This is a genomic window from Vreelandella janggokensis, from assembly GCF_031451615.1.
Taxonomy (GTDB): domain Bacteria; phylum Pseudomonadota; class Gammaproteobacteria; order Pseudomonadales; family Halomonadaceae; genus Vreelandella; species Vreelandella janggokensis.
In genome coordinates this window covers 48,116-72,507 of the sequence record NZ_JARWAJ010000006.1, presented here as the reverse complement: position 1 = coordinate 72,507, position 24,392 = coordinate 48,116, and the positions used below count along the sequence as shown (strand labels likewise).

The window sequence follows — 24,392 nt, the reverse complement described above, 5'->3', positions numbered from 1 at the left end:
TGGATAAGAGCGAAACTGTAGCGGGAGGGGTTAGCTAGCGCAACGGGGCCAAGCAACGAAGGGGTTGGTTAACTCACTTCAAACTCATGCGCCGCCGTATTCAACTGCGCCAACTCCCAGGCTTGCACCATCTGCTTTTTCGTGGGGCCCCAGCGGTAGCCGCCTAGCGCGCCGCTTTGTTGGATTACCCGGTGGCAGGGTATCCATAGTGCGATGGGGTTGGCGCCCACGGCATTGCCTACCGCGCGCGAGGACTTGGGGGTGCCCAGTGCCTGGGCAATGTGCGAATAGCTGGCCAGTTGGCCTTCTGGAATGGTCAGCAGCGCCCGCCATACGGCGATTTGAAAGTTGGTACCGGTCACATGCAGCGACAACGTGGCAGAGGCATCGCCTGACCTGTTGAAAAGCGCTTCCACCGCAAAACGCGTGGCGTCAGGATCGTGATGAAGCGTGGAAAGTGGCCACTCTTTGGCAAGCCGTGCCCGTAACTCGTCGGCACTGGTGGCATCCACAAACCCCATACGGCAGATACCCCGCGGCGTGACCGCCACGAACAGGCTGCCCAGCGGCGTGGCATGAACGCCGTAAGCAATCTCGACGCCCTGCCCCTGGCGCTTGTGCTCTCCCGGTGTGACCGCGTCCAGCTGCACAAAGTGATCATAAAGCCGCGAGCCGCCGCTAAGCCCCAACGTATGAGCAATATCCAGCAGCGAGGTAGAAGACTGCATCAGTTGCTTGCCGCGCTCCAGCGTAAGTGCCTGCAAAAAGCGCTTGGGACTGATCCCGGCATAACGGCAGAACAACCGCTGAAAGTGAAAGGCGCTCAAATGAACGTGGGCGGCCACCGCTTCCAGCTTGGGCTGCGTTGCCGCATGGGCCACCATGTAATCCATGGCTTTCTCGATACGCTCATAGTCGTTCATTGTCGTCTCTCACGTTGTATTATGATCAACCGCTAAACGTTACCTTCACAGCCTAAGCGCTCACAGGCGAGTTGCCGACCCGAATCTTGCTGACTGCAACAGCAGACAGCGCCGGGATTTTTCGCTAGGGTTATTGCCCGCCTCAACTGACGGTCACGATACGCCCATGCAAGCCTTGATCGACGACATTGCCGCCACCATGGCGAAAGCACAGGAGCGTGGCAAAGTAGCGGATTATATCCCCGAGCTAAGCCACGTCGACCCGCAGCAGTTTGCCATTTCGCTAGCCACTGTGGACGGCAAGGTGTACTCGGCGGGGTGCGCGACCACGCCCTTTTCCATCCAGAGTATCTCCAAGGTATTCACGCTGACCATTGCGCTGGGGCAAGAGGGTGATTCGCTGTGGTCGAAAGTGGGCCGCGAGCCATCGGGCGATCCGTTCAACTCCATCGTCCAGCTAGAGCATGAAAGCGGCAAGCCGCGTAACCCGTTCATCAATGCCGGCGCCATTGCAGTGGTCGATGCGATCATGATGGGGCACGAACCCAAAGAGACCCTGGGCGAGATTCTCAGCTTTGTGCGCTATATCGCCGATGACGACAGCATCTACTTCGACCACGCGGTAGCTGCCTCAGAGATGGCCCACCGTGACCGCAACGCCTCACTCGCGCATTTCATGAAAGCCTTTGGGCATCTACGCCATGACGTCGATAAAGTGCTGGGCACTTACTTCCACCAGTGCGCCATTGCCATGAGCTGCGAGCAGCTCGCTCATGCGGGGCTATTTCTGGCGTCAGATGGTATCAACAAACCCAGCGGTATTCGGGTGGTGGCCCCCCAGCGAGCCCGCCGGATCAACTCGTTGATGATGATGTGCGGCCATTACGACGCCTCGGGGGAATTCGCCTTCCGCGTCGGGCTCCCCGGAAAAAGCGGCGTAGGGGGCGGTATTCTGGCCATCGCGCCAGGCCACGGGGCGATCGCCGTCTGGTCACCGGGGCTCGATGCCTACGGCAATAGCCTGCTAGGCACCCAGGCACTCGAAATGTTTGTCCAGAAAACCGGCTGGTCGGTGTTTGGCCATTAACGGCAAGCGTTCAGGAGGCCACCCCATCACCCAGTGCCCAGGCCACCGCACGCTGGGCGTGAATCTCGGTGGTGTCAAAAAGCGCAACCGGGGTATCGCTCTGGTTAATCAGCAAACCAATCTCGGTGCAGCCTAGAATCACGCCTTGCGCACCTCGCGCTGAAAGCGTCGCCACCACGTCCAGATAAGCCTCTTTCGAGGCGGGGTTAATCGTCCCCCGGCAGAGTTCCTGGTAAATCACGCGATGAATGACCTCACGCTGCTCGGGCTCAGGCACGATAACTTCGATCCCCCGCGCCTCCAGTCGCTGCCGGTAAAAAGGCTGCTCCATGGTGAACTGGGTACCTAGCAGGCCAACGCGCTCTATCCCCTGCTGGGCCAGAATATCGGCGGTTGCCTCGGCAATATGCAAAAGGGGCAGGCCTGATGCGGCCTCCACCTCGGCAGCTACTTTATGCATGGTATTCGTGCCGATCACCAGAAAATCCGCCCCCGCTGCCGCCAGCGAGCAAGCCGCATTCGCCAGGATGTCCGCCATCGCCTCCCAGTCGCCCTGGCGTTGAAGCGTTTCGATCTCGGCAAAATCCACGCTATAGAGCACTATTTTCGCCGAGTGAAAGCCCCCCAGCTTCTCCGCCACGCCTTGATTGAGCATACGGTAATAGGTCTGCGTGGACTCCCAGCTCATGCCCCCCAGCAAGCCGATGGTTTTCATAACCCTTTGCCTCCCTTCGATAAATTTAAAGCGCCCTTGCCAGCTTTAAAGATACTTAACAATAGCTAAAAAGCTATTTGCAGATCAATTTTGTTCAATATATTCGCCACACTCCACTGCAAACTCCTTGTACTACCAAGGAGGACGATAATGAACGCTTCACTACTGCCCTTGCTGCTACCCATGTCCGCATTTGCCCTTGCCGCGTCCATTTCGCCAGGGCCGGTCAATATCGTTTGCTTGAGTAGCGGCACGAACCACCCCATTCGCCAGGGCCTTGTCTTTGTAACGGGTGCCACACTAGGTTTCATCGCCCTGTTTTTAGGGATTGGTGCAGGGCTTTACTCGCTGCTGCAAGTGGTGCCGCTGCTGGAGGATATTTTACGCTGGGCGGGCATCCTGTTTTTGCTTTACCTCAGCTATCAACTTTTCCAGCACGATGGACGCTTGCATGAGCAAGGCGCCGAGAAAGCGCCAGGATTCATGTCCGGCGCGATGATGCAGTGGCTTAATCCCAAGGCATGGCTGGCGTCTGCCGCTGGCATTGGTGCCTATACCAGCGGTGACGACCCCTACCAGCTTTGGCTATTCGCGGGGCTCTATCTACCCATTTGTTGGCTATCGCTTGCCAGTTGGGTATACGCAGGCGCTTTCCTCAAACGCTATGTTCACCGCCCCATCATTCTGTTAACGGTTAACCGCTTGTTGGCAGGATGTTTAGCCGCCAGCGCTATCTACTTATTAATCGATTAGCGTAGAGCGGTACTGGTTGGGTGTTGCTGCCACCAGCCGCTTAAAGGTCCGCTGAAAGTGGGGTTGGTCATTAAAGCCAGCGTTCAGCGCCGCCTCGACAATCGGTTGCCCTTGCTTTAGTGCCTCTTGCCCGATCTGGATGCGTTGATTAATCAAGTAGGCATGGGGCGTTAGCCCGTACTGCTGTTTGAACGCGCGGATTAGATGACCCGCACTGTAGCCAGACTGCTGGCATAAGCTTTCAAGCGAAATGTCGGCGGTGCAATGACTTCGTAAATAGGCGGCAACCTGCTCTAGCGTGCTGGGCGCTTCCGGCAATGCCGCTGGAGGCGCTTGGGCAAGCACCTGCATAAGTCTAGACAGGTATTCAGTTAGTACTGCTTGCTTATCGTCAATCGCTTGCCGCTCATCCAGCAGGCAGGACGCCATATCGCAATACGCTGCAAAAAGCGCAGGCTGGGTAAGCACAGCGGTGGCAATATCTTGCCAATTAGGCACTTCAAGCAGCCCCAACTGATAGCGCAAGTTACTCAACCACGCAGTATCGACGTAGAGCATCAGGTACGCCCAGGGCTGATCCTCGATGGGATTACAGGCATGTACCCAATGCGGGTTCATCATCACCAGGTCACCCGCGTTAATCTGATACGTCGTATCGCGGTAACTAAAGGTACTTCTGCCTTCCGTAACGGCGCCCAGCGACCAGTGCACGTGACTGTGAGGCGCATAGCAAACTTGCCGCGCATCGCTGATTTTACGCAGTTCCACATGGGGCATACGCTGATCGCGCCAGAAAACTGGAGAAGACGATGGATTCATGCGCTACTCAAACAATGAAAAAAGCAAATAGGTAGGCCTCCCCGCTCAACTGGTCACCAAGGTCTGATGCGCCTACGCTGGACAATCACACAGTGCAGACACAGTATAGATGCCGCTCATTCAAGTTGCTTATGGATAATTGGCAACAGCCTTATCGGTCAGGAGGACACCATGGCAAGCTCTACGCCCACGCCAGACCACCGCGACGCCATCAGCGCCTTTGCCCGCATGGGCTATGCCGCACGCGGCGTGGTTTACGTGTTGGTGGGGGGATTGGCGGCGCTCACCGCCATAGATCAGGGCGGCCAGGCGGAAGGCAGCCGCGGCGCGCTGGAAGCCGTGCTGGGTGCGCCGTTTGGTAAGGTGATGCTGGGCATTATCGCCGTAGGGCTGCTTGGATACGCCATGTGGCGCTGTATACAAGTTTTCAAGGACCCCGACCGTCACGGCACCAGTGCCAAAGGGCTGGTGATTCGCGCAGGCTTGTTTGTCAGTGCGATTACCCACACCTTGCTGGCATTTTTTGCCGCCAGCCTTGTCTTCCGTTTTCTCTCGTCCGGTTCCTCCAGTGGCTCAAGCGGTGGCTCGGAAGGCATGGTCAGTTGGCTGATTCAGCAACCCTTTGGCCGCTGGTTGGTGGCTGCTGTCGGCATCGCCATCATCGGTGCGGGTATCGCCCACGCCGTCAAAGGCTACAAGGCAAAATTTGACAAACACTTCGCCATGCCTTCGCGCACCCAAGCCTGGGCCTACCCGATATGCCGTTTCGGCCTGGTGGTCCGCGGGCTCGTCTTTGTGATCGTGGGTAGTTTATTCATGATCGCCGCTTACCAGTTCGACCCCAACGCCGCAGGCGGCACGGCGGAAGCGTTTAACACCTTGCGGCGCCAGGCCTTCGGGCAATGGCTTTTTGGGTTTGTCGCCACTGGCCTGCTGGCGTTTGGGTGCTATAGCGTACTTGCCGCCGTTTACCGCCGCGTCGACCCTTCTCTATAGCACCAGCTGGGACGTTTAAGCGTCGTCTTTTGGCGTACCCGATGCAGGCGGCATATGCTTGGCTTTCATGTCCTTGAAGGCCTCCATGATGTCCATGGGTAGCGGGAAGACGATCGTCGAGGCGTTCTTGTTGCTCATGTCGCTCATGGTCTGCAGGTAGCGTAGCTGCAACGCGGCGGAGTTTTCCTGCATCACGTTGGCGGCCTCGACCAGCTTCCTCGAGGCCTGCAGCTCGCCCTCGGCATGAATCACCTTGGCGCGCCGCTCGCGTTCTGCCTCGGCCTGACGGGCAATGGCGCGGATCATGCTCTCATCAAGATCCACGTGCTTGATCTCAACGTTTGCCACCTTGATACCCCAGGCATCGGTCTGAGCGTCGATGATTTCCTGGATGTCGTCGTTGAGCTTATCGCGTTCGGAAAGCATTTCATCAAGGTCATGCTTACCCAGCACCGAACGCAGCGTGGTCTGAGCAAGCTGGCTGGTGGCCTGAGAGAAGTTCTCGACCTGAATAATCGCCTTTTCCGGGTCGATCACGCGGAAGTAAAGCACGGCGTTGACCTTCACCGTCACGTTGTCCTGAGAGATGACGTCCTGCTCGGGCACGTCCATGGTGATAACGCGCAGATCGACCACCTGCATCTTTTGAATGGCGGGGATCACGATCACCAGACCCGGACCCTTCACTGTCTGGAAACGGCCCAGGAAGAACACCACACCCCGTTTATATTCCGGCAAAATGCGAATGGAGGCGGCGATCAGCAGCACCACCAGCACGACAGGCACTAAATACGATAGCAACATGGGACACCTCGTCTAGCGATTGATCAGTGATAGATGTGTAACGCAGGGTCAGCCAGGCGTTACGGGGGTGATACGTAAACCGTCAAGCCGTCAAGGCGCTCCACTTTCACCTCGTCTCCCTGCTTGATTGGCACGTTACTCACCGCGTTCCAGCGCTCGCCGTGCAGTTGCACATGGCCGCGAGTCTCAAAATCTTCCAGGGCAATGGCGCTTGCGCCAATCAACTGCTCCACGCCTGTATGGGCCGGGCGTCGGCGCAGCGTTGCAAAACGCGTCAAGGTCCACAGCATCAGCCCGCCGGATACCAGCGCCACGCCGCCAATCAGCGGCAACGAAATGGCCAGGTACTCGGCATCCATCAGCATGACCGACCCCAGCACAAAGGCCACAATACCGCCGACCCCCAGCACGCCGAAACTGGGCATTAACGCTTCGCCCACCATCAGCGCCAGACCGACGATGATCAGCGCCAGGCCCGCGTAATTGATCGGCAGCATCTGAAAGGCAAAGAGCGCCAACAGCAGCGAAATAACCCCGATGGTGCCAGGGAACAGGCTGCCGGGGCTCGAAAGCTCGAAGATCAGCCCGTAAAAGCCGATGATCAGCAGGAAGTAAGCAATATTGGGGTTCGTAATCAGCGAAAGCAGCTCTGTGCGCCAATCCGGATCAAAGCGTTCAACGGCAAGGTCGGCTGTCTCCAGCGTCCGGTCACCCCGCTCCATGACCACCGACATGCCGTCTATTTGCGAAAGCAGATCATTCAGGTCCCGCGCAATCACGTCGATGACGTTCTGCTCCAGTGCCTCATTGGCAGTGAGGTTGACCGCCTCGCGCACCGCCGCTTCGGCCCAATCGGCGTTCCGGTCGTGACGCTCGGCCAGGCTGCGGATAAAGCTCACCGCGTCTTCCATGACCTTGCGCTCCATGGCGCTGCTCTCTCTTCCAGACTCGCTTTCACTCTCGCCTTCCGATTGGCCTTCGGCGTTGTCATCCGCTTCATCAGCGCTGCCGGGAAAGCCGGAACCGCCCATCTGCACCGGCGTGGCAGACCCCAGATGGGTCGCGGGCGCCATGGCAGCAACGTGGCTGCCATACAGCAGGTAAGTGCCCGCACTGGCCGCCCGAGCGCCACTGGGGGAGACATACATCGCCACAGGAATGTCGGTATTCAGCATTTCCCGGATCATGTCGCGCGTCGTGTCGACCAGGCCGCCTGGCGTATCCAGCTCAACGACAATCACCTCACTGTTCTGCTCGCGGGCCTTGCGCAGACCGCGCTCAAGATAATCTTTGGTGGCGGGGCCAATGGGCCCTTCAATGTTCATGACCAGGGCGTTAGGCGATGAGGTCTGCGCCGTGGCCTGCCAGGCGAACGACAGCGCTAGCATCAGCACGCCTGCCAGCGATAACCACAGCCAAGGGGATTTGTGAGAAAGGCTTCGCATATCAACTCTCCCCGCGCCTCGCGTCCTGAAACATTACCTGGCTACCTGGTTAAGTAGCCGTTATGTCAGCACATCCGCTATAGGAATCAACATATACAGAAGCTACACCCTGTATATTTACTGAACAAGTAATATTGCCGCGTTGGTGTACTTTCAACATAGCAGTTGTGGCGGGATTGGTGATGGTGCGGAGCGTTTACTTCCTTACCGGGAAAAATTGACTCGATTTAGTGCCAACCTGGCATTTTTATCCCTATCGGGAAATAAACCTGGGCAAGCTGATGCGCCAGGCATGCAGCGCTGGTAGCGGGCAAATCATGGCGTTTCCACGTAATAGCTGCTCACCCGCCAGGTGCCGTTTTCAAGGTGGGGGGTAACGGTTTCGAGCCGACGTCCGCTGTTCTCGAAGCCGGTTTGGAAGGTGAAGACGATATAGTCGCCGCTCGGCGCACCCGGCATGGACGTCTGGTGGCTGGTACGAACGCGCTTGCGCGAGGCCACTTCGCCAAAGTCCCGGCGCACAAGCTCAATGGTGCGGGCCAGCATTCCCTGTGACAGCGGCGCTTTTAGTATAGGCGATGAGGTCTCCCAGGCTTGCTCGTAGTCACCGTTATCAATCGCGTTCAACCAGGCAAGCGCAGCGGCCTCCGCCTCATTGGCAGTATGGGCCATGGCATGCGTACTGAAAGACAGCAGTACGGCCGTGATGATGCAACTGAGTTTTTTGGGCATGGCTGATTCTCGATACATTGAGGACGGTCGAACAACGTCGTTCGATAACGTTCGTCCGATATAAAGAGATATCGGAAACTGGCGAGGTTTCTTTAGGGGGTTTGAAAGATCCGCCAATATCTATGGGCGGCGCCCGCACTTGTTGTTGCCCACTATAATCCCTGAAGCCACTGGCGAACGGTCGCGATACCCTCTTCACTGACCACTAGTCCCAGGTGCGATGCGCCTTCCACCGTGGTGATGTCCGCATGCGGCACAAGCGGACGCAGCACGGGTTCGAATTGAGCCGCATACAACGCCTCGTCCTCAGCACCGGTGACCACCAGAACGGGCACCTGCACTGAGCCCAGCGCCTGACGAAAATCAGCCGGACTAAAACCGCTCATCAACCGGTATGAATAGGCGAGCGTCTCTGAGCCATCGCGGTATTCAGGTGGCAAGTTGAACCGCAATACATCCGTCCCGTTGAAATGCGTGATGCCAATCGCGTTGAGCATCGAGATCGCCACAATCCTGGCGACACTTGGCTCGGCCCAACCACCGGAATTATCCCGCACAGTGGGCGCATCGTGCCCAAGGTAAGGCGCCAGCAGCAGATACGCCGAGGCAAGGTGACCATGCTGCCCACCGGCAAAGCGTACCGCGAGCCCGCCCCCGGATGAATGACCGCCAACGACCACCCTTGAGACATCGGTGTTGGTCTCTTTGATATGGGCAATGAGGTCCGCCAGGTCATCTTCAAGCTGCTCAATGTAGTCGATATCGCCACGGCGCGCCGGCGAAGGACCATGCCCGCGCACATCCGGCGTGTAAACACTGGCAGCACCTGACGCGGCTAATTCATGGGCGAGCGTCGCCAGGTACCTGCTGTCGGTTCCAGAGCCATGCACGAGGATCAGCGCAGTACGGGCATCACTTGGATAATGGCGATACGCGAGCGATGTTCCGTCCCGCGCTTCATACGTTTGCAGCGCGGGCAGCGGGCGTGATGCTTGCGCAGAGGCCAGCGCTTCAAAATCAAGGCTGTTCGCGTTTGTACCTGTCGGCATCGCCAGCAACGCCCCCATAACGGCAATCATCATGCGTTGTCTCACTTATTCCTCCCACCGCCATCACATCCAAGCTCGCTGCCACTTTCATGCAGTCATCCAGCGTGTTTTGAGCGTAGCAGAATCCGCAATGAGAACATGTCACGACAACGCCCCATGATGGTGGTGTTAGCGAGATGACACTCCCTATAAATGGCCGAATCTGCCCCCTTTGTGACCGGACAACGCATCGTTGGCAGGATACGTAGCAGCTAATCTATCACCTCACTTCAACACGATGAGATTAGCCATGACCCACTCTAAAACTGCATTGCTATTAATTGATGTACAGGCCTCTTTCCCCGCACGGGATTACTGGGATGAAGACCTCGCCCAGGACTGGCGCCCTAGGCAAAGGGCCGTGCTGAATGCAGCTCAGGCACACAAGATTCCCGTTGTGCGAATTCTGCATGAAGAACCCGGCAGCCAAGGGCCTTTTGACCCGGATTATGGCCTTATTCGTCCGCTTGATGATTTTAACGATGACGTAGCAGTCACCTATCATAAACGTGCCCATAATGCCTTCACCGATACCTCACTTGGGGACTGGTTACGGGAGCACGGCATTGAACGGCTTGCCATTAGCGGCATTCGTACCGAGCAGTGCTGCGAAACCACCGCCCGGGTGGCGTCAGATTTAGGCTTTAGCGTCGACTTTATAAGCGATGCTACCCTAACCTTCCCCATGACGCGCCACGACATCACTTGGTTGGCCGATGATATCAAGGCACGCACCGAGCTGGTTCTTGAAGGCCGCTTTGCACGTATTATCAGTACACACGACATGATCAACGAATGGCAAAATACGCGTGAGTGAAGAGCAACAACATAGCCAACCGCCATCCCCTAGAGCCACCACTTTACGGGTGGCGGTACTGATGATGCCCGGCCAGGTGCCACTTGACCTGATTGGCCCGCTACAGGTTTTGCAGTGCGCAGATCGGCTCTCGATAGACGTTCAGGTTCACTATATCGGCCCCACTGCGGCCATACAGTGGTTAGGGCCGCTCACCCTTAGCGGCATTGACCCATTACCTGAACAGCTCTCCCCTCAAGATTTACTGCTGATTCCAGGGCAGTATCGCAATAGTCTTGAGCCATTAGCGCAACAGGAGTGCGTCACTTGGCTCAAGGCGAATGCCCACCATGCGGATACGCTGATGACTGTTTGCTCCGGCACGCTATTACTGGCGGATGCTGGCCTCTTGGAGGGGCGGCGCTGTACCACCCACCACACGCTAATCGAGCAGCTACAAGCCAAAGCCCCACAAGCAGAGGTACAACGTGATTGTATCTTTACCGAGGACGGGCGCTATTTAACCAGCGCTGGGATCTCAACAGGGATCGATACCATGCTCTACTGGCTAACCCGTGTTTGCGGCCATTCACTGGCCTTAGCGGTTGCACGAGAGATGGTGCTGTATCTTCGCCGCAGCGGCCAGGAGCCTCAGTTGGGCGCCTGGCTCGAGGGGCGTAATCATGTGGATGAACGGCTGCATCGCGTTCAAGATGCCATCTGCGCCGCACCCTCTCAGAGATGGCCTATCGAAACGCTGGCGGCTCAAGCCGCCATGAGCGAACGCCATTTCCGGCGTCAATTCAAACGTCTCACCGGCATGCTGGTGGGCGACTACATCACGGGGTTACGCCTGCAGCGAGCGAAAGCGTTAATGACCGAAACGACATGGACGCTTGCGCGCATCGCGGAAGCGTCCGGATTCGGTGATGAGCGGCAACTACGGCGCATCTGGGCTCGCCAGGAAAAAGCGCCGCCTAGCGTATGGCGGCGCTCCCAGATATCTTGATTCATGATTTATTTAGCGTTATTGCACCATCGCATCAACACATGGTGTTGATTTGATAGGAAAAGATACCCCGAACGCAATATCCGTCATGAACGGCCTGCCTTTCCTGAATCTCGATGTTGGTTAAAAAGTAGCAACCAAAGATCAGTGCAGCTCATGGGAAAGATTAAGCGTGGCGATGCTGTGGTCAAGCGTCTGAAAACTCAACGATGGCTTCAATTTCCACCGCAACCCCCTTCGGCAATGAGCCTACCCCAATGGCAGAACGTGCATGTTCACCGCGCTCACCAAGAACGGTAACAAATAGGTCGGAACAACCGTTGATGACCTCAGTGTGAGAGGTGAAATTTGGATCAGCATTGACCATACCAAACACCTTCACGACACGCCGAACCCGATCAAAGTCACCCAGCGCCTCTTGAATGAGCGCAAGAAGATACAGGCCAACCTCTTGAGCGTACATCCGAGCCTGCTCGACAGTGACGTCCTGCCCAACTTTTGGGACAGCAACGCCCTCTTCTCGCAGCGGAGCGCCCTTACCTGACAGATAGAGCATGTTGTCCGAAATGGCATAAGAAAGAAAATTGCCCCTTGGTGTGGTAACGACGGGTAATTCCAAACCCAATGAGGAGATATGCTCTTCTACGGTTGATTTCATTACAGGCTCCACGTATGGACTGTTAATAATTTTGTGACAACGTGCACTGGTATTGATTCATTAAAGATCTAGGCGATAAACACTCCATTTCTTGATCTCACTGAAACCAAAGCTACTGATAAGATCATAGCCAATATTGAACTCTTTAAGGACACGCATCTCCGTTCTACAACAATTCTCAGACCGTGACACCTTTACGGCATGCTGTAGTAATATACTTTTATTTTCATCGCCATCAAAACCATCGATCAAATACAGATCCTCAATATAAAGAACACGGGATCCAACGTAACTCGCAAACTTAAAATTATATATATAGAAGCCAATTGGCTGATTGCCTTGATAAGCCAGCAATCCAAAACAAGCAGGTGTAGATGCTAAAAAAGCGTCAGCATAACTTTGTCTATCAGCAGTAAAGAGGTGCTTTTGACTTTCGGATTCAGCAAGCTTGATATTCAAGTCATACAGATCGTTGATATTTTCGTTATTCACTCTAGCAATTTCCATTGCTTAACCCCTTATTAACTTTCAATAAACTTTAACGACATAGTAATATTTTATCTCGATTCAGAGCCAGCTAACTCTGTAGACGCAACAATCATCTACAAGCCCTTTACAACCAATCTAGGCCATGCTTGCAGCCACCGCTTGCCAAATATGCGAGCGCTAAAATCCGTTGGTTTTGGCCGCTTGGGGTTTAATGTAATGGTATAGTCAAACAGAGGCTTAATACCAAAGGGAGCCACAAGGATCACGTCTTCACCATCATCCAAAGCAGCACCTACGGCAGTTTCGACCTCGACCCAGTAACTCATGGCATCTGCAGTGGAAGTATACAGACAGTCCATATTTGTCTCGTGCATTCTTGCCTGGTTCTTTACCGACCAGGGAAACGTTGAGACTTCTCTTAAGTTTTGCTCAATCCGATGATCGCGGGAATCGCTTATATCTTCAGGATTGAAGTAAATTAAATCGATGTCGTTAAGAGCCGTCTTCGTCTCAAAACCATGTAACTTGTCCCAAACCAAGTTTCTAACGAATCCAGCAGCGAGACACCACCCGGGCAGCCTCTGCCCAGCCGCTATTTTCAGGGCCTCCATACGGGCAGAATCATTCGTCAGCCATTCTTTGATCAGGGCATCATGTTCCATCTCAGCACCTTACTAATGCGCCTATTTTGAGCTGCTACACAGCGAGAACCAACCAAATATGGGCGTGGTAGTTCCCTCTACCCCTCCTGTTACAGATCAGCTCCAAAATTGATACCGTCGCTAACTGGCAAATCATCCAAGTCAAAGGGTTTCACGTCTTCCAAGCGCCCGACATGAAGCCATAAACACCGCGATTCAAGCGCAGAAAGCGTCTGAATTTACGTCACGTTTTAAACGTCTTGGTTTGGCCGCAACTGACGCTGAACGCCAAGCAAGAAATTGCGCAGCATCTGGTCCTTGCACTCACGGTAATTCTTGTGGCTCGGTTTACGGAAAAAGGCGCTGAGTTCATGGTGGCTCAACGGCAGCCCGACCAACTCAAAAACGTCCAGCACATCATCCGCTTTCATGTTCAGCGCAATGCGCAGTTTCTGGAACACCATGTTGTTGTTCAGTTGCGCTTCCGGCTCGGGTTGCGGGCCTTCACGCTTGCCACGCTTGAAGCTGATAAACCCGTTCAAGAACGCCGCCAGCTCCTTGTTCTTCATCGTGACAAAGGCATCGTCGTCATCCTTCTTCAGCCAGGCCGTCACCTGCGGCTGGGTAACGGGCACTTCTGCCAGCGCGAAGATATCCACGATGGTGTTGTCTTTTAAATCAAAGGTGTAGCGGATACGGCGAAAAATATCGTTATTGGTCAAAATGGGGTTCCTGGCCGGTAGTTAGTTTTTCAAGCAGCTCATCGATGTCTGATTTCAGTTCGTCATCTTCAATGCCCTGGGCGCTGATTTCTGCCTGTCGCAAATTGGCGATAGCCGCGTCGGTCTGACCTGCCTCAGCTTGCAACATCGCCATGGAAAAACCAATGGAAGCGCGATGGTCGTTGGAATCAATGGCGTTGGCTTTTTCCAGAGCTTTTTCGTATCCCGCAAGCGCGTCTTCCAGCTCTTCGGTAAAATCCGCCAGGGTTTCCCATTGTTCCGGGTGGTCTTTATCGGTGTTCTCGTTATCGATGCAGATTGCCTGCAACTCGGCATACAGCGCATCAAATGTTTCTCTGTCATCCTTGGCGGCAGCCTTCATCAGCTTTTCCGCCAGTTCGTAAACCGCCTTGTAAATTTTGGTGTTAATCACTGTGCATTACCTTTTCTATTACCCGGATTAATAGAGTTTCAGCTCCCCCCCTATCAGTAGCATGACCGATCATATGAGTGCTAATCTTCCATGATGCACTATATATAAGGAACGTTCGATGGATCTTGCCAAGGTAGGCGACAGAGTCATATGTCAGTGTAAAGGAAGCCCACACAACATTGTCTCCGGCGCATCCGCCACTATGGTCGATGGCATACCGGTTGCCAGGATAGGAGACAAGAGCTCTTGTGGCGCAGTCATTTCATCAGGTGCCAGTTGGTATTCGGTGGAGGGCTCTCCAACTGCCATTCATGGTAGTGCGACCTCATGTGGTGGCTATATCGTGGCAGCTTCTTCTGCGATAACTGGCTCACCCACCACAGGAGGCATACAGACATCCACCCATCAAGCAAGCGCAGCCGCTGATGATGCACCAAACCAGGAGGGCATCCCCTCATCTGAGCTTTCTCCTACCGAAAACAACGAAGAATCTATATACGAATTTGTCGCCGAAACAGCCGAAGTCACCATGAATCAACCCGCCTATCTACTCGTGGAGGGCGTGGGCATGAATGGCGGCTATTCATTTCGGAACAATATCGTTATTAGAGGAAATGCCCTCAATATTTCTTCGCTGGGCTGGGCTCCTTCTGCACTATCGCCAGGGTCAGGCTCCGCCGTGCTTAATATGCGTGCTGAACTCAAGGATGGCAACCAACTTATTCAGGCAGTAGTTCTTGAGAATAGTGGTATCAATGCCTGGCCAGACGACCCCCAGTATACGCCGGTAGGCCACGCCACCATCCGATTACCTGAACCACAACCTGACACAACGCTTTCGCTTCACTTCCAGGGCACTTTCATTTACCAGACAAGCTCAGGTTCAGTGACGCCAATGCCGCCAAGCACTAGCAAGATGATTTCTATCCAAGTAGTGGCAAAATGACATGATTAAAAAATTACTCCTTATTCTGCCAATTTTCCTTTTAATGTCAGCTTGCCAGGAAAGCTCGGGCAATAGCATTGATGACGAGTCTATCGATCTCCAAAGGCAAGCCAACGAAGAAGTTACCTTCGGCATAGCGGAAGAAAATAGCGAAAGACTGGACAGAGCGAAGGAACTGATCGAGCAATCACTAAATGCAGACCCCAACAACCATGCAGCGTTGATTAATAGAGCTCAGATTGCCGTATACCAACAACACTACGAACGCGCCCTAAGCGATGTGGAAAGCGCTTACGACATTGCGCCGAGCAATGATTCACTCCCACTTTTTCGCTGCATTCTGATAGAAGAAGTGAAAGGTAATGATAGAGGCAAGACGTGCTACTCATCTGTCGAAGCACGTTACGCCGAGCGACATAATTCTGATGGTAAAATTCCCGCCAATTGGGTAGGCGCGGCCATACTGGCTGATACTCAAGACGCACCAAGACTGGTCGAGGCATATCTTGAGCAGGCAAGGAGTAAGGGCGAGATGGAAGCTGAAATGGCCGAAATGACGATTGAAAGCCTCCAGGATGGAAGCTACGTGGACCAAGTATTGATGCGGCATAAATGAGTGTCAGCTCTACTACACTCTTGGGCAGCGTAAGCCCCACTTAATTAGCGCTACACCCATTGGTTGAATGACCCGCCTGCTTTTTTGCCGACTGAATTAACCTACAAATCAGCTTCATGATTGATACCGTCACTAACGGGAAGATCAGGTAAGTCATGCGGGTTAACACCTTCCAAACACCCGACATTGAATCCGTATATATCGGGATTCGAGCGCGTTTGGTGGTGCGTGTAGATGCCACAGTTTGAACAGAAGTAGTGTTTTGCGACTCCCGAATTGAACTGATAAAGCCTTAACTGCTCAGCGCCGCTGACAACGCGCAGACCACTCATTGGCACATAGGCCATCACCGCGCCTTTGCGCCTGCACATCGAGCAATTACACCTTTTGGGGTCGACAAGGCCATCAGGCAGATCGAGCTCAAGCACCACCATGCCGCAGTGGCACATCGCCCTATGCGTAGGCTGAATTTCTACACCGCCGACTTGTTTGAGCATTGCCCTCTCACATTTGTAGCGGCATGAAAGCCGCTACCAGTGCATGTCCAGCACAGGCAGCGGCCAAAAGTGTCCCTACTGAGCATCGCGGTTTAAATTCCGCTCGGATGGAATGTCACTCAGGTATTCGACAAACTCTACTTCAAAACCCGCCGGATCGACAAAATAGACATTCTTACGAAACGGCTCTGGGGCGCCGGGTTTGGCAACGGCATAACCGGCTTCGTTTAATCGAGTGACAACGGCGTCGAGGTTATCGGTCACATAGGCAAAATGGGCCAGCCCAACGCTGTGGCCTTTTAGATCACGGTTCTCCCCTTCCCCATGATCGCTTAGCGCCAGGTAGTGATCATCGTCTCCAAAGTGGATCCATTTGCGTGGCTTGCCATACCACTCGCCATGACCCTCATCGCGTATCCGCCAGTGCGGGAAGACAGCGCGGTAAAATTTCAGCATGGCATCCATATCAGCAACCACCAGATTAACGTGTTCCAAGTACATGAGACTCTCCTTGCGTTAAGTGAGATGGCAGGATAAAACCTCAACTTAACTTGAGGTAAAGCGATTTTTGCGGAAAAATGGCAAAAAAATTTAGGTGGTAGTCATGGCAGAAACTGTCTGGAGTGTTGGCAAGGTCGCCAAGCGTTGCGGGATTAACGTCAGTACCCTGCACTTTTACGAGCAGCAGGGGCTAATTCATAGCTGGCGCAATGCGGGCAATCAGCGCCGCTATAAACCAGAAGTGCTAAGGCGGATTTCGGTGATCAAAGCCGCGCAGAAAGTCGGTGTCAGCCTGGAAGAGATAAAGCAGGCCTTTGAATCTTTACCCAATAACCGCACACCGACGGTTGAAGACTGGCAGCAGCTCTCAAAAAACTGGCAGCAGATGCTTGATGGTCGGATTGCCTACCTACAGAAGCTGCGCGATAACCTGGCGGGCTGCATCGGCTGTGGCTGCCTGAGCATGACCCGTTGCCCGCTCTATAACCCAGACGACATACTGGCCGAATCGGGTAGCGGCCCGGTGCTTCTGGATCAGGCTGAGCAGCGGGCTCGGGTGGATCAATAGACCGATCAACGTGCATAACTCGGCCTTGTGCTGATTAATGTCAGAATCGTGACGCCAAAGATGGCCTCTAACGCCGCAAGCAGGGGGTTAGGTCACAACACTATGACGCAGATTGGATAATTCGAGAAACGAACGGCGGCTCTCGCGCTATACTGCACCACTTTTTATTTTCGATACCCCTCACGACTTTCTATCAGAGCGCCTTATGCCCTTTTCAAAACTGGGATTATCCAGCCCGCTTGTTCAAGCGATTACCGAACTCGGTTACAAAACGCCAACGCCCATCCAGGAACAAGCCATTCCTGCCATTCTGTCGGGTAACGACTTGATCGCCACCGCACAAACCGGCACAGGCAAAACCGCTGCTTTTGTGCTGCCTCTGCTGGAACGCTTCAGTAACGCGGAAACCTTGCGCGGCAAACGCATCCGAGCGCTGATTCTCGTGCCGACCCGTGAGTTAGCAGTTCAGGTCGAAGCCAGCGTGGCGCAATACGCCAAACACACGCCTTTAACCTCGATGGCCGCATATGGCGGTGTGGATACCGCGCCTCAAAAAGAGCGCTTGATCGAAGGCGTGGATATTCTGGTTGCTACACCGGGCAGGCTGCTTGATTTAGCGCATCAGCGAGCACTGCACTTTGATGAGCTGCAAGTGATGGTGTTGGACGAAGCAGACAGAATGGTCGATATGGGCTTTGTCGATGATATCCATAAAATCATCGTGCGCCTGCCTGAAAACCGTCAGAACCTGCTGTTCACGGCCACCATGACCAACGACGTGCGCGCCATCGCCCATGCGTTTTCAGACAGCAAGATGACCGACATGGCGGCTAACATCTCGATTACGCCCAACGTCCGCGCCGCCGCCACTATCAACCAATGGCTCATCACGGTGGACAAAGACACCAAGTCCGCCCTATTGAGCCATTTGATCAACGAACAAGCGTGGGATCAGGCGCTTATTTTTGTCGAGAAAAAACACAGTGCGGCCAAGCTGGTGGCCCAACTGGAAAAACGCGGTATTCAAGCGGATTCCATCCATGGCGGCAGAAGCCAGGCCATGCGTGAGAAGGTGTTGGATCAGTTCAAAGCGGGCGAACTGAAGTACCTGGTGGCCACCGGGGTGGCCGCTCGGGGGTTGGATATTGGTGAACTGAGCCGTGTGGTGAATTACGATTTACCCTTTCAGCCAGAAGAGTACATCCATCGCATTGGCCGCACCGGCCGCGCGGGTGCCTCCGGTGAAGCCATCTCGCTTGTCGATATCAGCGACTTTAAAAATCTGTGTGCGATTGAAAGGCGTTTGAAAAACACGATTGAGCGCAAAGAAGTTGAGGGCTTTCCGGTTAAAAAAGCCGTGCCCGCTTCTAATCTGGACCATATCAAAAAAAGCAGTCGTTAAGACTCAAAAAAAGAAGCTCGCCTCTTGAACGAATACAAGGGTGAGCTTCACCTCTACTCAGCGGGCGAGAAAGCATCCAACAGCTCGGCATTCGTGGGGTACTTTTCCAACAGCGCAAGCAGCTTCTGCGCGCCTTCTATTGGCTTAAGATGCGTTAGCGCTCTGCGCAGTGTGCGTACTTTCTCAATATCTCTTTCATCAATCAAAAGCTCTTCTCGCCGGGTACCGCTTTTGGCAATATCGATCGCCGGGAAAATCCGTTGATTAGCCACTTCCCGAGATAGCACCAGCTCCATATTGCCCGTGCCCTTGAACTCCTCGAAAATCACCTGATCCATACGGCTTCCGGTATCCACTAGCACGGTAGCCAGTATGGTGAGCGATCCGCCGTTTTCGATCTTTCGCGCAGCGCCAAACAGTTTTCGCGGTATTTCCATCGCTCGGCTATCCAGCCCACCCGACATCGTACGACCATTGCCCCGCTGCTCCGAATTATGCACACGTGAGAGTCGTGTAAGCGAATCGATCACAATCATCACATCATGCCCCTCGCCTGCTTGTTTACGCGCCGTCTCAAGGAGCTTATCGGCCATACGCACATGGTGTGTGTAGGTTTCGTCTGAAGACGATGCATGTACCTCAGCCGACACGCTGCGCTTAAAATCGGTCACTTCTTCAGGGCGCTCATCAATCAGCAAGGCATACAGCTTTATATCAGGATGAGCCTCAGCCACGGCCTGACAGATATGTTTTAACATCGTCGTTTTGCCAGAGCCTGGCGGCGCAACAATCAACCCGCGTTGACCCATCCCGATGGGCGTAATCAAATCCATCGCCCGCACCGTACGCTGCTGAGAACCAGACTCTAAATCAATGCGTGGGGAAGGATGAATAGCAACGCCATTTAAAAAACGTTTTTCGGGATCATTAGGGAATTGATCTTCGACTTCGTCGGCGGGCTGGGTGTCTACCTGCCTTTTTGTTTTCAAGCCTAGTGTTTTTCTGGTCATAATATTGGTTGATCGCCTTGAGGAACCTGGATTTATAGAATGACTGCATTATAGGCCAGCAGAACTGTCGCACCGTTGCAGTGCTTGGGATGAAGAACTGGCGGGGCGAGATGTACTCAAACAGGTAATTTACAGAGTGTTCAAAGGTGCCTGGGTAGAGCTAATCTTGGTAGTTGATCACCGCCATGGCGTTCTGATCGTAGTTATAAGCCTTGAAGCGCGGCATGCTGACCACTCCTCGTCTTTTTCCTCGATACTACCAAAGTTAGGTGTTAGTGGATTTTTCTACAGTCTCAACGCCCCAAGCTGGGGCAGATTTTCCATTTTGAGCTTTGCGAGGCAAAATCTGACTCACTATCTTGACTTGTTAAATTTTCTCATATGGCTAAAACGCCTTGCCGACTTTCTACCCGGGAACCAAAACAGAGACAGAGTTTATTTTCCGTTTTCAGGATTCTTTGCAGAACGTTTCAGGTCTCAAAATGAATCTATCTTGGTTCTCTAATTGGCAACTTACATCTGAATACTTCTAATTAGCGCCACCAATATCTGTGAAGCATTTCGCGAGATATAACATATTCCAGCTTAGCCCCGCCATTATTAAATACGAAATCACAATCAAAACCATATAAAAATAAAAAGTATCGCGACGCCCTCTCAAGTCTTCATTGATTCTTCCGTGTATTTCCTTTCTAGAAAAATACTCTCTAGTTATTTCAGACCACTTCTCAAGCTCTTTATCGGAAAGCCATATATCTCTTAAAGCAGAAGTCGACTGAAAGAAAGCGGAAACGATAAAATAAATAGCTAAGGCCTTAAAAAAAAGAACACCGGCACCCGACATAAGAACATCTGCATTAGAACCAAGCCGAGAACTTAACGAGAGCGCAACAAACACGAAAGCAGCAAGTGTATCCCTGAGCAATCCAGCTATTAACCCCCTTACTTTCTCTGCATACAAATCAGCTTGTTGTCTTAAATCTTTTAAAAGATCTCGCAATTCCTTTGCATATTCGTCTTTTCGATCTAGAATTACAAATCGATATTGGTCCTTTGATTGTTTTAACGAGTCGTCCAAATGCTGGACCAATAAGGAGATAAAACTGGCTTCATTATCTGACTCCAAACATAATCTATCTGAGAGAAGCCTTTTCCTTGTATCTACTCTTTCTTCATATACCCACGACAAAGCACTTTGTATTAAAGTTAGTGAATCTTTATCGGGTACTTCCTCAGATTTCTCCAGCAGTGGAATCTCTAGGTGCCGAACACCTTTAAGAACTATTTTTTCTTGACCATAGATCACATCAGCTAAGCCCGCTGCTGCACACATTCCGGACATTCTACGAAATAAACTAGCCAAGTCACAGCCAAAGTCACCCCATGTGAGTTCAAAAGATTGAGGAGAAAGACTAATTGGCTCAGAAGGAACTAAATGCACATGCTCTCTGAGAGTATTCTCTTGGGGTAACTCACTTTTAAATGGCCACCAGCTGTCGATAACTTCACAACTTTCAAAAGGTAAAACAGCAAGTCTGGGTCCCCCAAAGCCAGCCTTTAGCCCAACTACGAATATTAAAACGGATTGGTTTTCAACGAATAAATTATTAATGCTTTTCAATGGATCCAAAGCGGAAAGCCAAGCTTTAAAAACCTTTTCGTCAAAGAAAAACAGCATGGAAGTATCGTCGTCTTTATTTTTTAAACCTTTCGACAAAACTAGCTTACTAATATTTAAGCACCATTTCGAAAACCCATACGTTCCATCTAGGTAAGGCTCTAAATCATCGATTTCCGTATATTCTTCATCTATCTCAAGTCTGATAGATGTATGTACGTCAAGATTTTTAGCGAGAAGAATTATTTCCGACGCCAACTGTAGGAGTTCAACATCCTCCTCGCCATCAATGCGCACATCTTCAACGCCGTCTTCAGATGAAGCGGCTTTCGCATAGAGATCAAAGATCTTGTCTCTTAACTCGAAAATCAGATTCTTTTCTTTCATTTAATTCTATTTCTCGGGTTTGACTTTGTTCTAATGTGAATGTCGATCATCCCATTCTCATCGGGATCACTGATTCTAATGCCAGCGGCTTCCTCATCTCCCGACCAGATAACCTGGACATTTTTGTCCGTCACAATCTTGTTTCTCTTATCTGCATCAAGAATTGAAGCAGGCTTTGGAGAAAATCTCTGCCCAGCTACACCAGTAACTGAAAGTTCTTCATGTAGACTTTCCATAAGCCGAGCTTTTCTTTCCTCATCATCATCTTTCACAACCGTATTAATAAAAGTTGCGGTGTCAAAATGATCATGCATTTCTAAGTAGGCGATGGCTCTATCTTTATAGTAACGAGGCAACTCGGCCAGATCTTGAGTGTTGGTACGTGCCCACGTGAAAGTTGAACTCACTGCCTTCCTTGTCAGATTGCTCGCATTATCAGCCTCTAAGACCTTAAGAAAGACCCTGAAGTAGTCTGCGATACCCACCTTCTTTCGCTTCTCAAAAGCGAGAACATCCCAGTCGAAAGTATCCCCGACATCAACGATAGCGCATTTTTGAACAGCAGTTTTACTCTCTACAAAAGAATTCAGTATTTCGCTTATCTTGGCTACAGAACCACCAGCTTCCTGCTTAATTTTGTACTCTAGAACTCGGCTATGATCCATTTTGATCATAGCAACCATTGGCACCCTTTGCTCCGCTACTTCGATTGTAAAAAATGCAACAATGAAGGCACCGTCCGTCACGTTACCTTTGTGTTCTTCTTGAAAATCTGTCGCTAGGCTAATTGATTCAGCAAGAAAGTATTCATCGGGATTCTCAATGATTCGCTTGCAACGGAGTGCTGTCCCCATGTCTTTCTCTCGGAATTTAAATTGCGTCCCTTCAGCAGAATCCGCAATTCGCTGACAGAAGAACTCTCGTTGATTCGGCTCCAGATCGACCCTTGCCATTGTACGGGGCTCATCCTCGCCTTTGATAACAACGTGGAAAATGAACTTCTCAATTACTACTGACTCTTTGACTTTGTTAGATAGAGAACTCTCTTTTGGCATTTTCCCACCTTGTTTTTAGGTCGATTCCTTTGGAGGCGCTGCCTGCCAAAACACGATGTAGCCATTATCCTTCATGAAGGCAGGTTACTTCCAGATTGGCTAGCGAACAAGCCTTGCTGGTGGCACACCAACAACACTTGCTCGAACAGCGCTTTAATCTCATCAGCATGGCGGCTGACGAAGCTTGCCAGGCTGGTGAAGTGGGGCACGGTATCGCAGGAAAGCGCTTTGAAAATGATGTTGGTCTCGCAACACCATTGCATCTCGCGGTTGGAGGTGATGCCTTTTGAGTAAGCAAACAGAATGATCTTGAGCAGGATGGCCGGATCATAGGCCAGTCGACCCGTCGCGTCGTTGCGATACTTGGGATGAAAAACGGACAAGTCAAGCTTGTGCTCGATCAGGTAGTGTACGGCGTGTTCAAAGGTGCCTGGCTGGAGCTGATCCTGGTAGTTGATCACTACCATGGCGCTCTGATCGTAGTTATAAGCCTTGAAGCGCGGCATGCTGATCACTCCTCGTCTGTTTCCTCAATCCTACCAAAACTTAGGGGTCAGCGGGGTTTTTCTACAGCCTCAACGCCCGGCTCACGCGCCGTTTTGGAGCCGCGAAGCGGCGGAAAATCGGTCGCTGTGCAGCCGATTGTTAGGCAGTTGGCGGTCAAAAGAATGGCTCCTCAACGAGTTCCGATGGGCTAACCTTTACCTTTATAGAGTACTTGTCATTTATGTCATTCACCAAAGCAACGAACCAGCTTGGTGCACGAGGGGAAACAAATACCTCTTCTATAAGAACGTTAAGATCGCAGGGAGTAAGCTTCCCGGTTTTTTGACATTCAAAGTCCGAAAAAATAGCCCTGACCTCTCTTTCATGCTCAAAGGATTTCCGCTTCCTCCAGAACGCATCGTTGACTCCAGCATAATTTCTTTTCATATCTATATACTCGATGCGACCGATATTTATCGACGGATTTCTTCCTAGAGCTGTATACAGGCTTTGATATGACGTTCGTATTGCTACTGCGTTATCGATAAAACTTGAGTAAAGTCGCCACATTGCTTCCGACTCATGCTCACTTTCATGCCAGCAACTTACAAAAGTCCGCTTTCGTTGAAGTTCTCCCCCGGATTCCAAATCTCGAAGCAACTTCTGGGCTTGCTCTTCTATCTCACTTTTCGAAAGCTCGCACTCATGGCCTTCTGGTGGGTTCTTTATTGCCTCACGAAAGAATTGTAAGTAATGCTCGTCCCAGCGTGCTTTGTTCCGCCTAAGCCCCTTTGCACCCTCAAAGGTATCTTCAAAGCAATCGGCACGCGCGAAGTACAAAGCTCCCGAGGAGAGCAAGGCTGCATACTTCGTAAAATCCATATACCTCCATAGTTTGCTGGAGGGGTCGGGAACCTCATAGGGTCTGGGCATAAAATAGTGGCGTACTGCAGTTTCTTTAAGCTGCGCTGAGCAGTGGTCACATACGTATAGGGGCTTATCATTCTGGCTATACCCTAGGTGGGATGTGTCAGCCTCTTTGAACTTATAGTTGCAGGAAACACAGTGGTCGTGATGCTCGAATGCCAAGCGCCGAAGCTCTGTCGTCAACCTATGGGTCATTTTCTGCATGATATGCCTAACGCTGCCAGCAGAGGCGCGAGCTTGCGAGCGTCCTACTGACTGGCTTTGTTAAA

The 24,392-nt window shown here is 52.3% G+C and carries 27 protein-coding genes and 1 pseudogene; 9 read left to right on the top strand and 19 right to left on the bottom strand.

Annotation, left to right across the window (positions count from 1 at the left end; translation table 11 throughout):
- Window positions 1–68 precede the first annotated feature (68 nt).
- On the bottom strand, window positions 69–923 hold the full coding sequence (locus QC816_RS15380; protein WP_309783215.1) for a bifunctional transcriptional activator/DNA repair enzyme AdaA: 855 nt from the start codon (window positions 921–923) through the stop codon (window positions 69–71).
- 166 nt (window positions 924–1,089) lie between these two features.
- Between QC816_RS15380 and QC816_RS15375 the strand changes: the two genes are divergently transcribed.
- Window positions 1,090–2,010 carry a glutaminase gene (locus tag QC816_RS15375; RefSeq protein WP_309783213.1) on the top strand — a complete coding sequence of 307 codons (921 nt, stop codon included), beginning with the start codon at window positions 1,090–1,092 and terminating at the stop codon, window positions 2,008–2,010.
- A gap of 10 nt (window positions 2,011–2,020) precedes the next feature.
- Here QC816_RS15375 and QC816_RS15370 read toward each other — a convergent pair whose 3' ends face one another.
- On the bottom strand, window positions 2,021–2,725 hold the full coding sequence (locus QC816_RS15370) for an aspartate/glutamate racemase family protein (RefSeq protein ID WP_309783211.1): 705 nt from the start codon (window positions 2,723–2,725) through the stop codon (window positions 2,021–2,023).
- Window positions 2,726–2,875: 150 nt separating this feature from the next.
- On the opposite strand from QC816_RS15370, the gene QC816_RS15365 reads away from it, so the two are divergent.
- Window positions 2,876–3,478, top strand: coding sequence for a LysE family translocator (locus tag QC816_RS15365; protein WP_268902196.1), 603 nt, complete (start codon window positions 2,876–2,878; stop codon window positions 3,476–3,478).
- On the opposite strand, the gene QC816_RS15360 is transcribed toward QC816_RS15365, so the two are convergent.
- A complete protein-coding gene (locus QC816_RS15360) occupies window positions 3,467–4,297 on the bottom strand; it encodes an AraC family transcriptional regulator (RefSeq protein ID WP_268902197.1) in 831 nt (276 codons plus the stop codon). The genes QC816_RS15365 and QC816_RS15360 overlap by 12 nt on opposite strands.
- Before the next feature lie 171 nt (window positions 4,298–4,468).
- Here QC816_RS15360 and QC816_RS15355 point away from each other — a divergent pair, with 171 nt between their 5' ends.
- Window positions 4,469–5,293, top strand: coding sequence for a DUF1206 domain-containing protein (locus QC816_RS15355; RefSeq protein ID WP_085919242.1), 825 nt, complete (start codon window positions 4,469–4,471; stop codon window positions 5,291–5,293).
- A gap of 15 nt (window positions 5,294–5,308) precedes the next feature.
- Here the strand turns inward: QC816_RS15355 and QC816_RS15350 are convergent, their stop codons facing one another.
- From QC816_RS15350 to QC816_RS15335, 4 genes are all read right to left on the bottom strand, one after another.
- Window positions 5,309–6,097, bottom strand: coding sequence for a slipin family protein (locus QC816_RS15350; RefSeq protein WP_085919241.1), 789 nt, complete (start codon window positions 6,095–6,097; stop codon window positions 5,309–5,311).
- A 59-nt stretch (window positions 6,098–6,156) separates the two neighbouring features.
- Window positions 6,157–7,542, bottom strand: coding sequence for an NfeD family protein (locus QC816_RS15345; protein ID WP_309783204.1), 1,386 nt, complete (start codon window positions 7,540–7,542; stop codon window positions 6,157–6,159).
- 315 nt (window positions 7,543–7,857) lie between these two features.
- Window positions 7,858–8,274 carry a DUF4019 domain-containing protein gene (locus tag QC816_RS15340; RefSeq protein ID WP_264826188.1) on the bottom strand — a complete coding sequence of 139 codons (417 nt, stop codon included), beginning with the start codon at window positions 8,272–8,274 and terminating at the stop codon, window positions 7,858–7,860.
- Between the two features lie 152 nt (window positions 8,275–8,426).
- Window positions 8,427–9,356 carry an alpha/beta hydrolase gene (locus QC816_RS15335; RefSeq protein ID WP_309783202.1) on the bottom strand — a complete coding sequence of 310 codons (930 nt, stop codon included), beginning with the start codon at window positions 9,354–9,356 and terminating at the stop codon, window positions 8,427–8,429.
- A gap of 256 nt (window positions 9,357–9,612) precedes the next feature.
- Between QC816_RS15335 and QC816_RS15330 the strand changes: the two genes are divergently transcribed.
- Window positions 9,613–10,179 carry a cysteine hydrolase family protein gene (locus tag QC816_RS15330; protein ID WP_309783200.1) on the top strand — a complete coding sequence of 189 codons (567 nt, stop codon included), beginning with the start codon at window positions 9,613–9,615 and terminating at the stop codon, window positions 10,177–10,179.
- Window positions 10,172–11,167, top strand: coding sequence for a GlxA family transcriptional regulator (locus QC816_RS15325; RefSeq protein ID WP_309783198.1), 996 nt, complete (start codon window positions 10,172–10,174; stop codon window positions 11,165–11,167). Before QC816_RS15330 ends, QC816_RS15325 begins: the two co-directional genes overlap by 8 nt.
- A gap of 187 nt (window positions 11,168–11,354) precedes the next feature.
- On the opposite strand, the gene QC816_RS15320 is transcribed toward QC816_RS15325, so the two are convergent.
- The 5 genes from QC816_RS15320 to QC816_RS15300 all read right to left on the bottom strand — a co-directional run bounded on the left by QC816_RS15320 (window position 11,355) and on the right by QC816_RS15300 (window position 14,110).
- A complete protein-coding gene (locus QC816_RS15320; protein ID WP_309783196.1) occupies window positions 11,355–11,825 on the bottom strand; it encodes a RidA family protein in 471 nt (156 codons plus the stop codon).
- Between the two features lie 60 nt (window positions 11,826–11,885).
- Window positions 11,886–12,332, bottom strand: coding sequence for a GNAT family N-acetyltransferase (locus QC816_RS15315; RefSeq protein ID WP_309783195.1), 447 nt, complete (start codon window positions 12,330–12,332; stop codon window positions 11,886–11,888).
- Window positions 12,333–12,427: 95 nt separating this feature from the next.
- Entirely contained in the window at window positions 12,428–12,976 is a 549-nt protein-coding gene (locus QC816_RS15310; RefSeq protein WP_309783193.1) for a nucleotidyltransferase family protein, read from the bottom strand.
- A gap of 230 nt (window positions 12,977–13,206) precedes the next feature.
- Entirely contained in the window at window positions 13,207–13,677 is a 471-nt protein-coding gene (locus QC816_RS15305; protein WP_309783191.1) for a YehS family protein, read from the bottom strand.
- Window positions 13,667–14,110, bottom strand: coding sequence for a tetratricopeptide repeat protein (locus tag QC816_RS15300; protein WP_309783189.1), 444 nt, complete (start codon window positions 14,108–14,110; stop codon window positions 13,667–13,669). The genes QC816_RS15305 and QC816_RS15300 overlap by 11 nt, the downstream gene beginning before the upstream one ends.
- A 118-nt stretch (window positions 14,111–14,228) precedes the next feature.
- Between QC816_RS15300 and QC816_RS15295 the strand changes: the two genes are divergently transcribed.
- Together QC816_RS15295 and QC816_RS15290 are read left to right on the top strand one after the other, a co-directional pair.
- A complete protein-coding gene (locus QC816_RS15295; RefSeq protein ID WP_309783187.1) occupies window positions 14,229–15,056 on the top strand; it encodes a PAAR domain-containing protein in 828 nt (275 codons plus the stop codon).
- Window position 15,057: 1 nt separating this feature from the next.
- Window positions 15,058–15,672: a tetratricopeptide repeat protein gene (locus tag QC816_RS15290; RefSeq protein ID WP_309783186.1), complete on the top strand. Its 615-nt coding sequence runs from the start codon at window positions 15,058–15,060 to the stop codon at window positions 15,670–15,672.
- Window positions 15,673–15,773: 101 nt separating this feature from the next.
- On the opposite strand, the gene QC816_RS15285 is transcribed toward QC816_RS15290, so the two are convergent.
- Together QC816_RS15285 and QC816_RS15280 are read right to left on the bottom strand one after the other, a co-directional pair.
- Window positions 15,774–16,169, bottom strand: coding sequence for a GFA family protein (locus QC816_RS15285; protein ID WP_309783184.1), 396 nt, complete (start codon window positions 16,167–16,169; stop codon window positions 15,774–15,776).
- Between the two features lie 75 nt (window positions 16,170–16,244).
- Window positions 16,245–16,670, bottom strand: a complete 426-nt coding sequence (locus QC816_RS15280) for a VOC family protein (protein ID WP_230447939.1) — start codon at window positions 16,668–16,670, stop codon at window positions 16,245–16,247.
- 103 nt (window positions 16,671–16,773) lie between these two features.
- On the opposite strand from QC816_RS15280, the gene soxR reads away from it, so the two are divergent.
- On the top strand, window positions 16,774–17,238 hold the full coding sequence (gene soxR / locus QC816_RS15275; RefSeq protein WP_085919514.1) for a redox-sensitive transcriptional activator SoxR: 465 nt from the start codon (window positions 16,774–16,776) through the stop codon (window positions 17,236–17,238).
- Between the two features lie 205 nt (window positions 17,239–17,443).
- Window positions 17,444–18,640, top strand: coding sequence for a DEAD/DEAH box helicase (locus QC816_RS15270; RefSeq protein WP_309783180.1), 1,197 nt, complete (start codon window positions 17,444–17,446; stop codon window positions 18,638–18,640).
- 53 nt (window positions 18,641–18,693) lie between these two features.
- Here QC816_RS15270 and rho read toward each other — a convergent pair whose 3' ends face one another.
- The 5 genes and pseudogenes from rho to QC816_RS15245 all read right to left on the bottom strand — a co-directional run bounded on the left by rho (window position 18,694) and on the right by QC816_RS15245 (window position 24,327).
- Window positions 18,694–19,650 (bottom strand): transcription termination factor Rho, encoded by a 957-nt coding sequence (gene rho, locus QC816_RS15265; RefSeq protein WP_309783178.1) that lies wholly within the window; start codon window positions 19,648–19,650, stop codon window positions 18,694–18,696.
- Between the two features lie 529 nt (window positions 19,651–20,179).
- Window positions 20,180–21,655, bottom strand: a complete 1,476-nt coding sequence (locus QC816_RS15260) for a hypothetical protein (protein ID WP_309783177.1) — start codon at window positions 21,653–21,655, stop codon at window positions 20,180–20,182.
- On the bottom strand, window positions 21,652–22,710 hold the full coding sequence (locus tag QC816_RS15255; RefSeq protein ID WP_309783174.1) for a nucleoid-associated protein: 1,059 nt from the start codon (window positions 22,708–22,710) through the stop codon (window positions 21,652–21,654). The genes QC816_RS15260 and QC816_RS15255 overlap by 4 nt, the downstream gene beginning before the upstream one ends.
- A 95-nt stretch (window positions 22,711–22,805) precedes the next feature.
- A pseudogene (locus tag QC816_RS15250) lies at window positions 22,806–23,216 on the bottom strand (transposase); the annotation flags it as partial.
- Between the two features lie 154 nt (window positions 23,217–23,370).
- Window positions 23,371–24,327, bottom strand: coding sequence for a hypothetical protein (locus QC816_RS15245; protein ID WP_309783169.1), 957 nt, complete (start codon window positions 24,325–24,327; stop codon window positions 23,371–23,373).
- Window positions 24,328–24,392: the final 65 nt, after the last annotated feature.

Excerpts from the sequence above, each read along its gene's own strand:
- QC816_RS15340 (WP_264826188.1), bottom strand. The coding sequence starts at position 8,274 with ATGCCCAAAAAACTCAGTTGCATCATCACGGCCGTACTGCTGTCTTTC.
- QC816_RS15360 (WP_268902197.1), bottom strand. The coding sequence starts at position 4,297 with ATGAATCCATCGTCTTCTCCAGTTTTCTGGCGCGATCAGCGTATGCCC.
- QC816_RS15270 (WP_309783180.1), top strand. The coding sequence starts at position 17,444 with ATGCCCTTTTCAAAACTGGGATTATCCAGCCCGCTTGTTCAAGCGATT.
- QC816_RS15260 (WP_309783177.1), bottom strand. The coding sequence starts at position 21,655 with ATGAAAGAAAAGAATCTGATTTTCGAGTTAAGAGACAAGATCTTTGAT.
- QC816_RS15350 (WP_085919241.1), bottom strand. The coding sequence starts at position 6,097 with ATGTTGCTATCGTATTTAGTGCCTGTCGTGCTGGTGGTGCTGCTGATC.
- QC816_RS15365 (WP_268902196.1), top strand. The coding sequence starts at position 2,876 with ATGAACGCTTCACTACTGCCCTTGCTGCTACCCATGTCCGCATTTGCC.
- QC816_RS15370 (WP_309783211.1), bottom strand. The coding sequence starts at position 2,725 with ATGAAAACCATCGGCTTGCTGGGGGGCATGAGCTGGGAGTCCACGCAG.
- QC816_RS15255 (WP_309783174.1), bottom strand. The coding sequence starts at position 22,710 with ATGCCAAAAGAGAGTTCTCTATCTAACAAAGTCAAAGAGTCAGTAGTA.
- QC816_RS15355 (WP_085919242.1), top strand. The coding sequence starts at position 4,469 with ATGGCAAGCTCTACGCCCACGCCAGACCACCGCGACGCCATCAGCGCC.
- QC816_RS15285 (WP_309783184.1), bottom strand. The coding sequence starts at position 16,169 with ATGCTCAAACAAGTCGGCGGTGTAGAAATTCAGCCTACGCATAGGGCG.
- QC816_RS15310 (WP_309783193.1), bottom strand. The coding sequence starts at position 12,976 with ATGGAACATGATGCCCTGATCAAAGAATGGCTGACGAATGATTCTGCC.
- QC816_RS15380 (WP_309783215.1), bottom strand. The coding sequence starts at position 923 with ATGAACGACTATGAGCGTATCGAGAAAGCCATGGATTACATGGTGGCC.
- QC816_RS15320 (WP_309783196.1), bottom strand. The coding sequence starts at position 11,825 with ATGAAATCAACCGTAGAAGAGCATATCTCCTCATTGGGTTTGGAATTA.
- soxR (WP_085919514.1), top strand. The coding sequence starts at position 16,774 with ATGGCAGAAACTGTCTGGAGTGTTGGCAAGGTCGCCAAGCGTTGCGGG.
- QC816_RS15245 (WP_309783169.1), bottom strand. The coding sequence starts at position 24,327 with ATGCAGAAAATGACCCATAGGTTGACGACAGAGCTTCGGCGCTTGGCA.
- QC816_RS15330 (WP_309783200.1), top strand. The coding sequence starts at position 9,613 with ATGACCCACTCTAAAACTGCATTGCTATTAATTGATGTACAGGCCTCT.
- QC816_RS15295 (WP_309783187.1), top strand. The coding sequence starts at position 14,229 with ATGGATCTTGCCAAGGTAGGCGACAGAGTCATATGTCAGTGTAAAGGA.
- QC816_RS15375 (WP_309783213.1), top strand. The coding sequence starts at position 1,090 with ATGCAAGCCTTGATCGACGACATTGCCGCCACCATGGCGAAAGCACAG.
- QC816_RS15335 (WP_309783202.1), bottom strand. The coding sequence starts at position 9,356 with ATGATGATTGCCGTTATGGGGGCGTTGCTGGCGATGCCGACAGGTACA.
- QC816_RS15345 (WP_309783204.1), bottom strand. The coding sequence starts at position 7,542 with ATGCGAAGCCTTTCTCACAAATCCCCTTGGCTGTGGTTATCGCTGGCA.
- QC816_RS15290 (WP_309783186.1), top strand. The coding sequence starts at position 15,058 with ATGATTAAAAAATTACTCCTTATTCTGCCAATTTTCCTTTTAATGTCA.
- rho (WP_309783178.1), bottom strand. The coding sequence starts at position 19,650 with ATGACCAGAAAAACACTAGGCTTGAAAACAAAAAGGCAGGTAGACACC.
- QC816_RS15280 (WP_230447939.1), bottom strand. The coding sequence starts at position 16,670 with ATGTACTTGGAACACGTTAATCTGGTGGTTGCTGATATGGATGCCATG.
- QC816_RS15315 (WP_309783195.1), bottom strand. The coding sequence starts at position 12,332 with ATGGAAATTGCTAGAGTGAATAACGAAAATATCAACGATCTGTATGAC.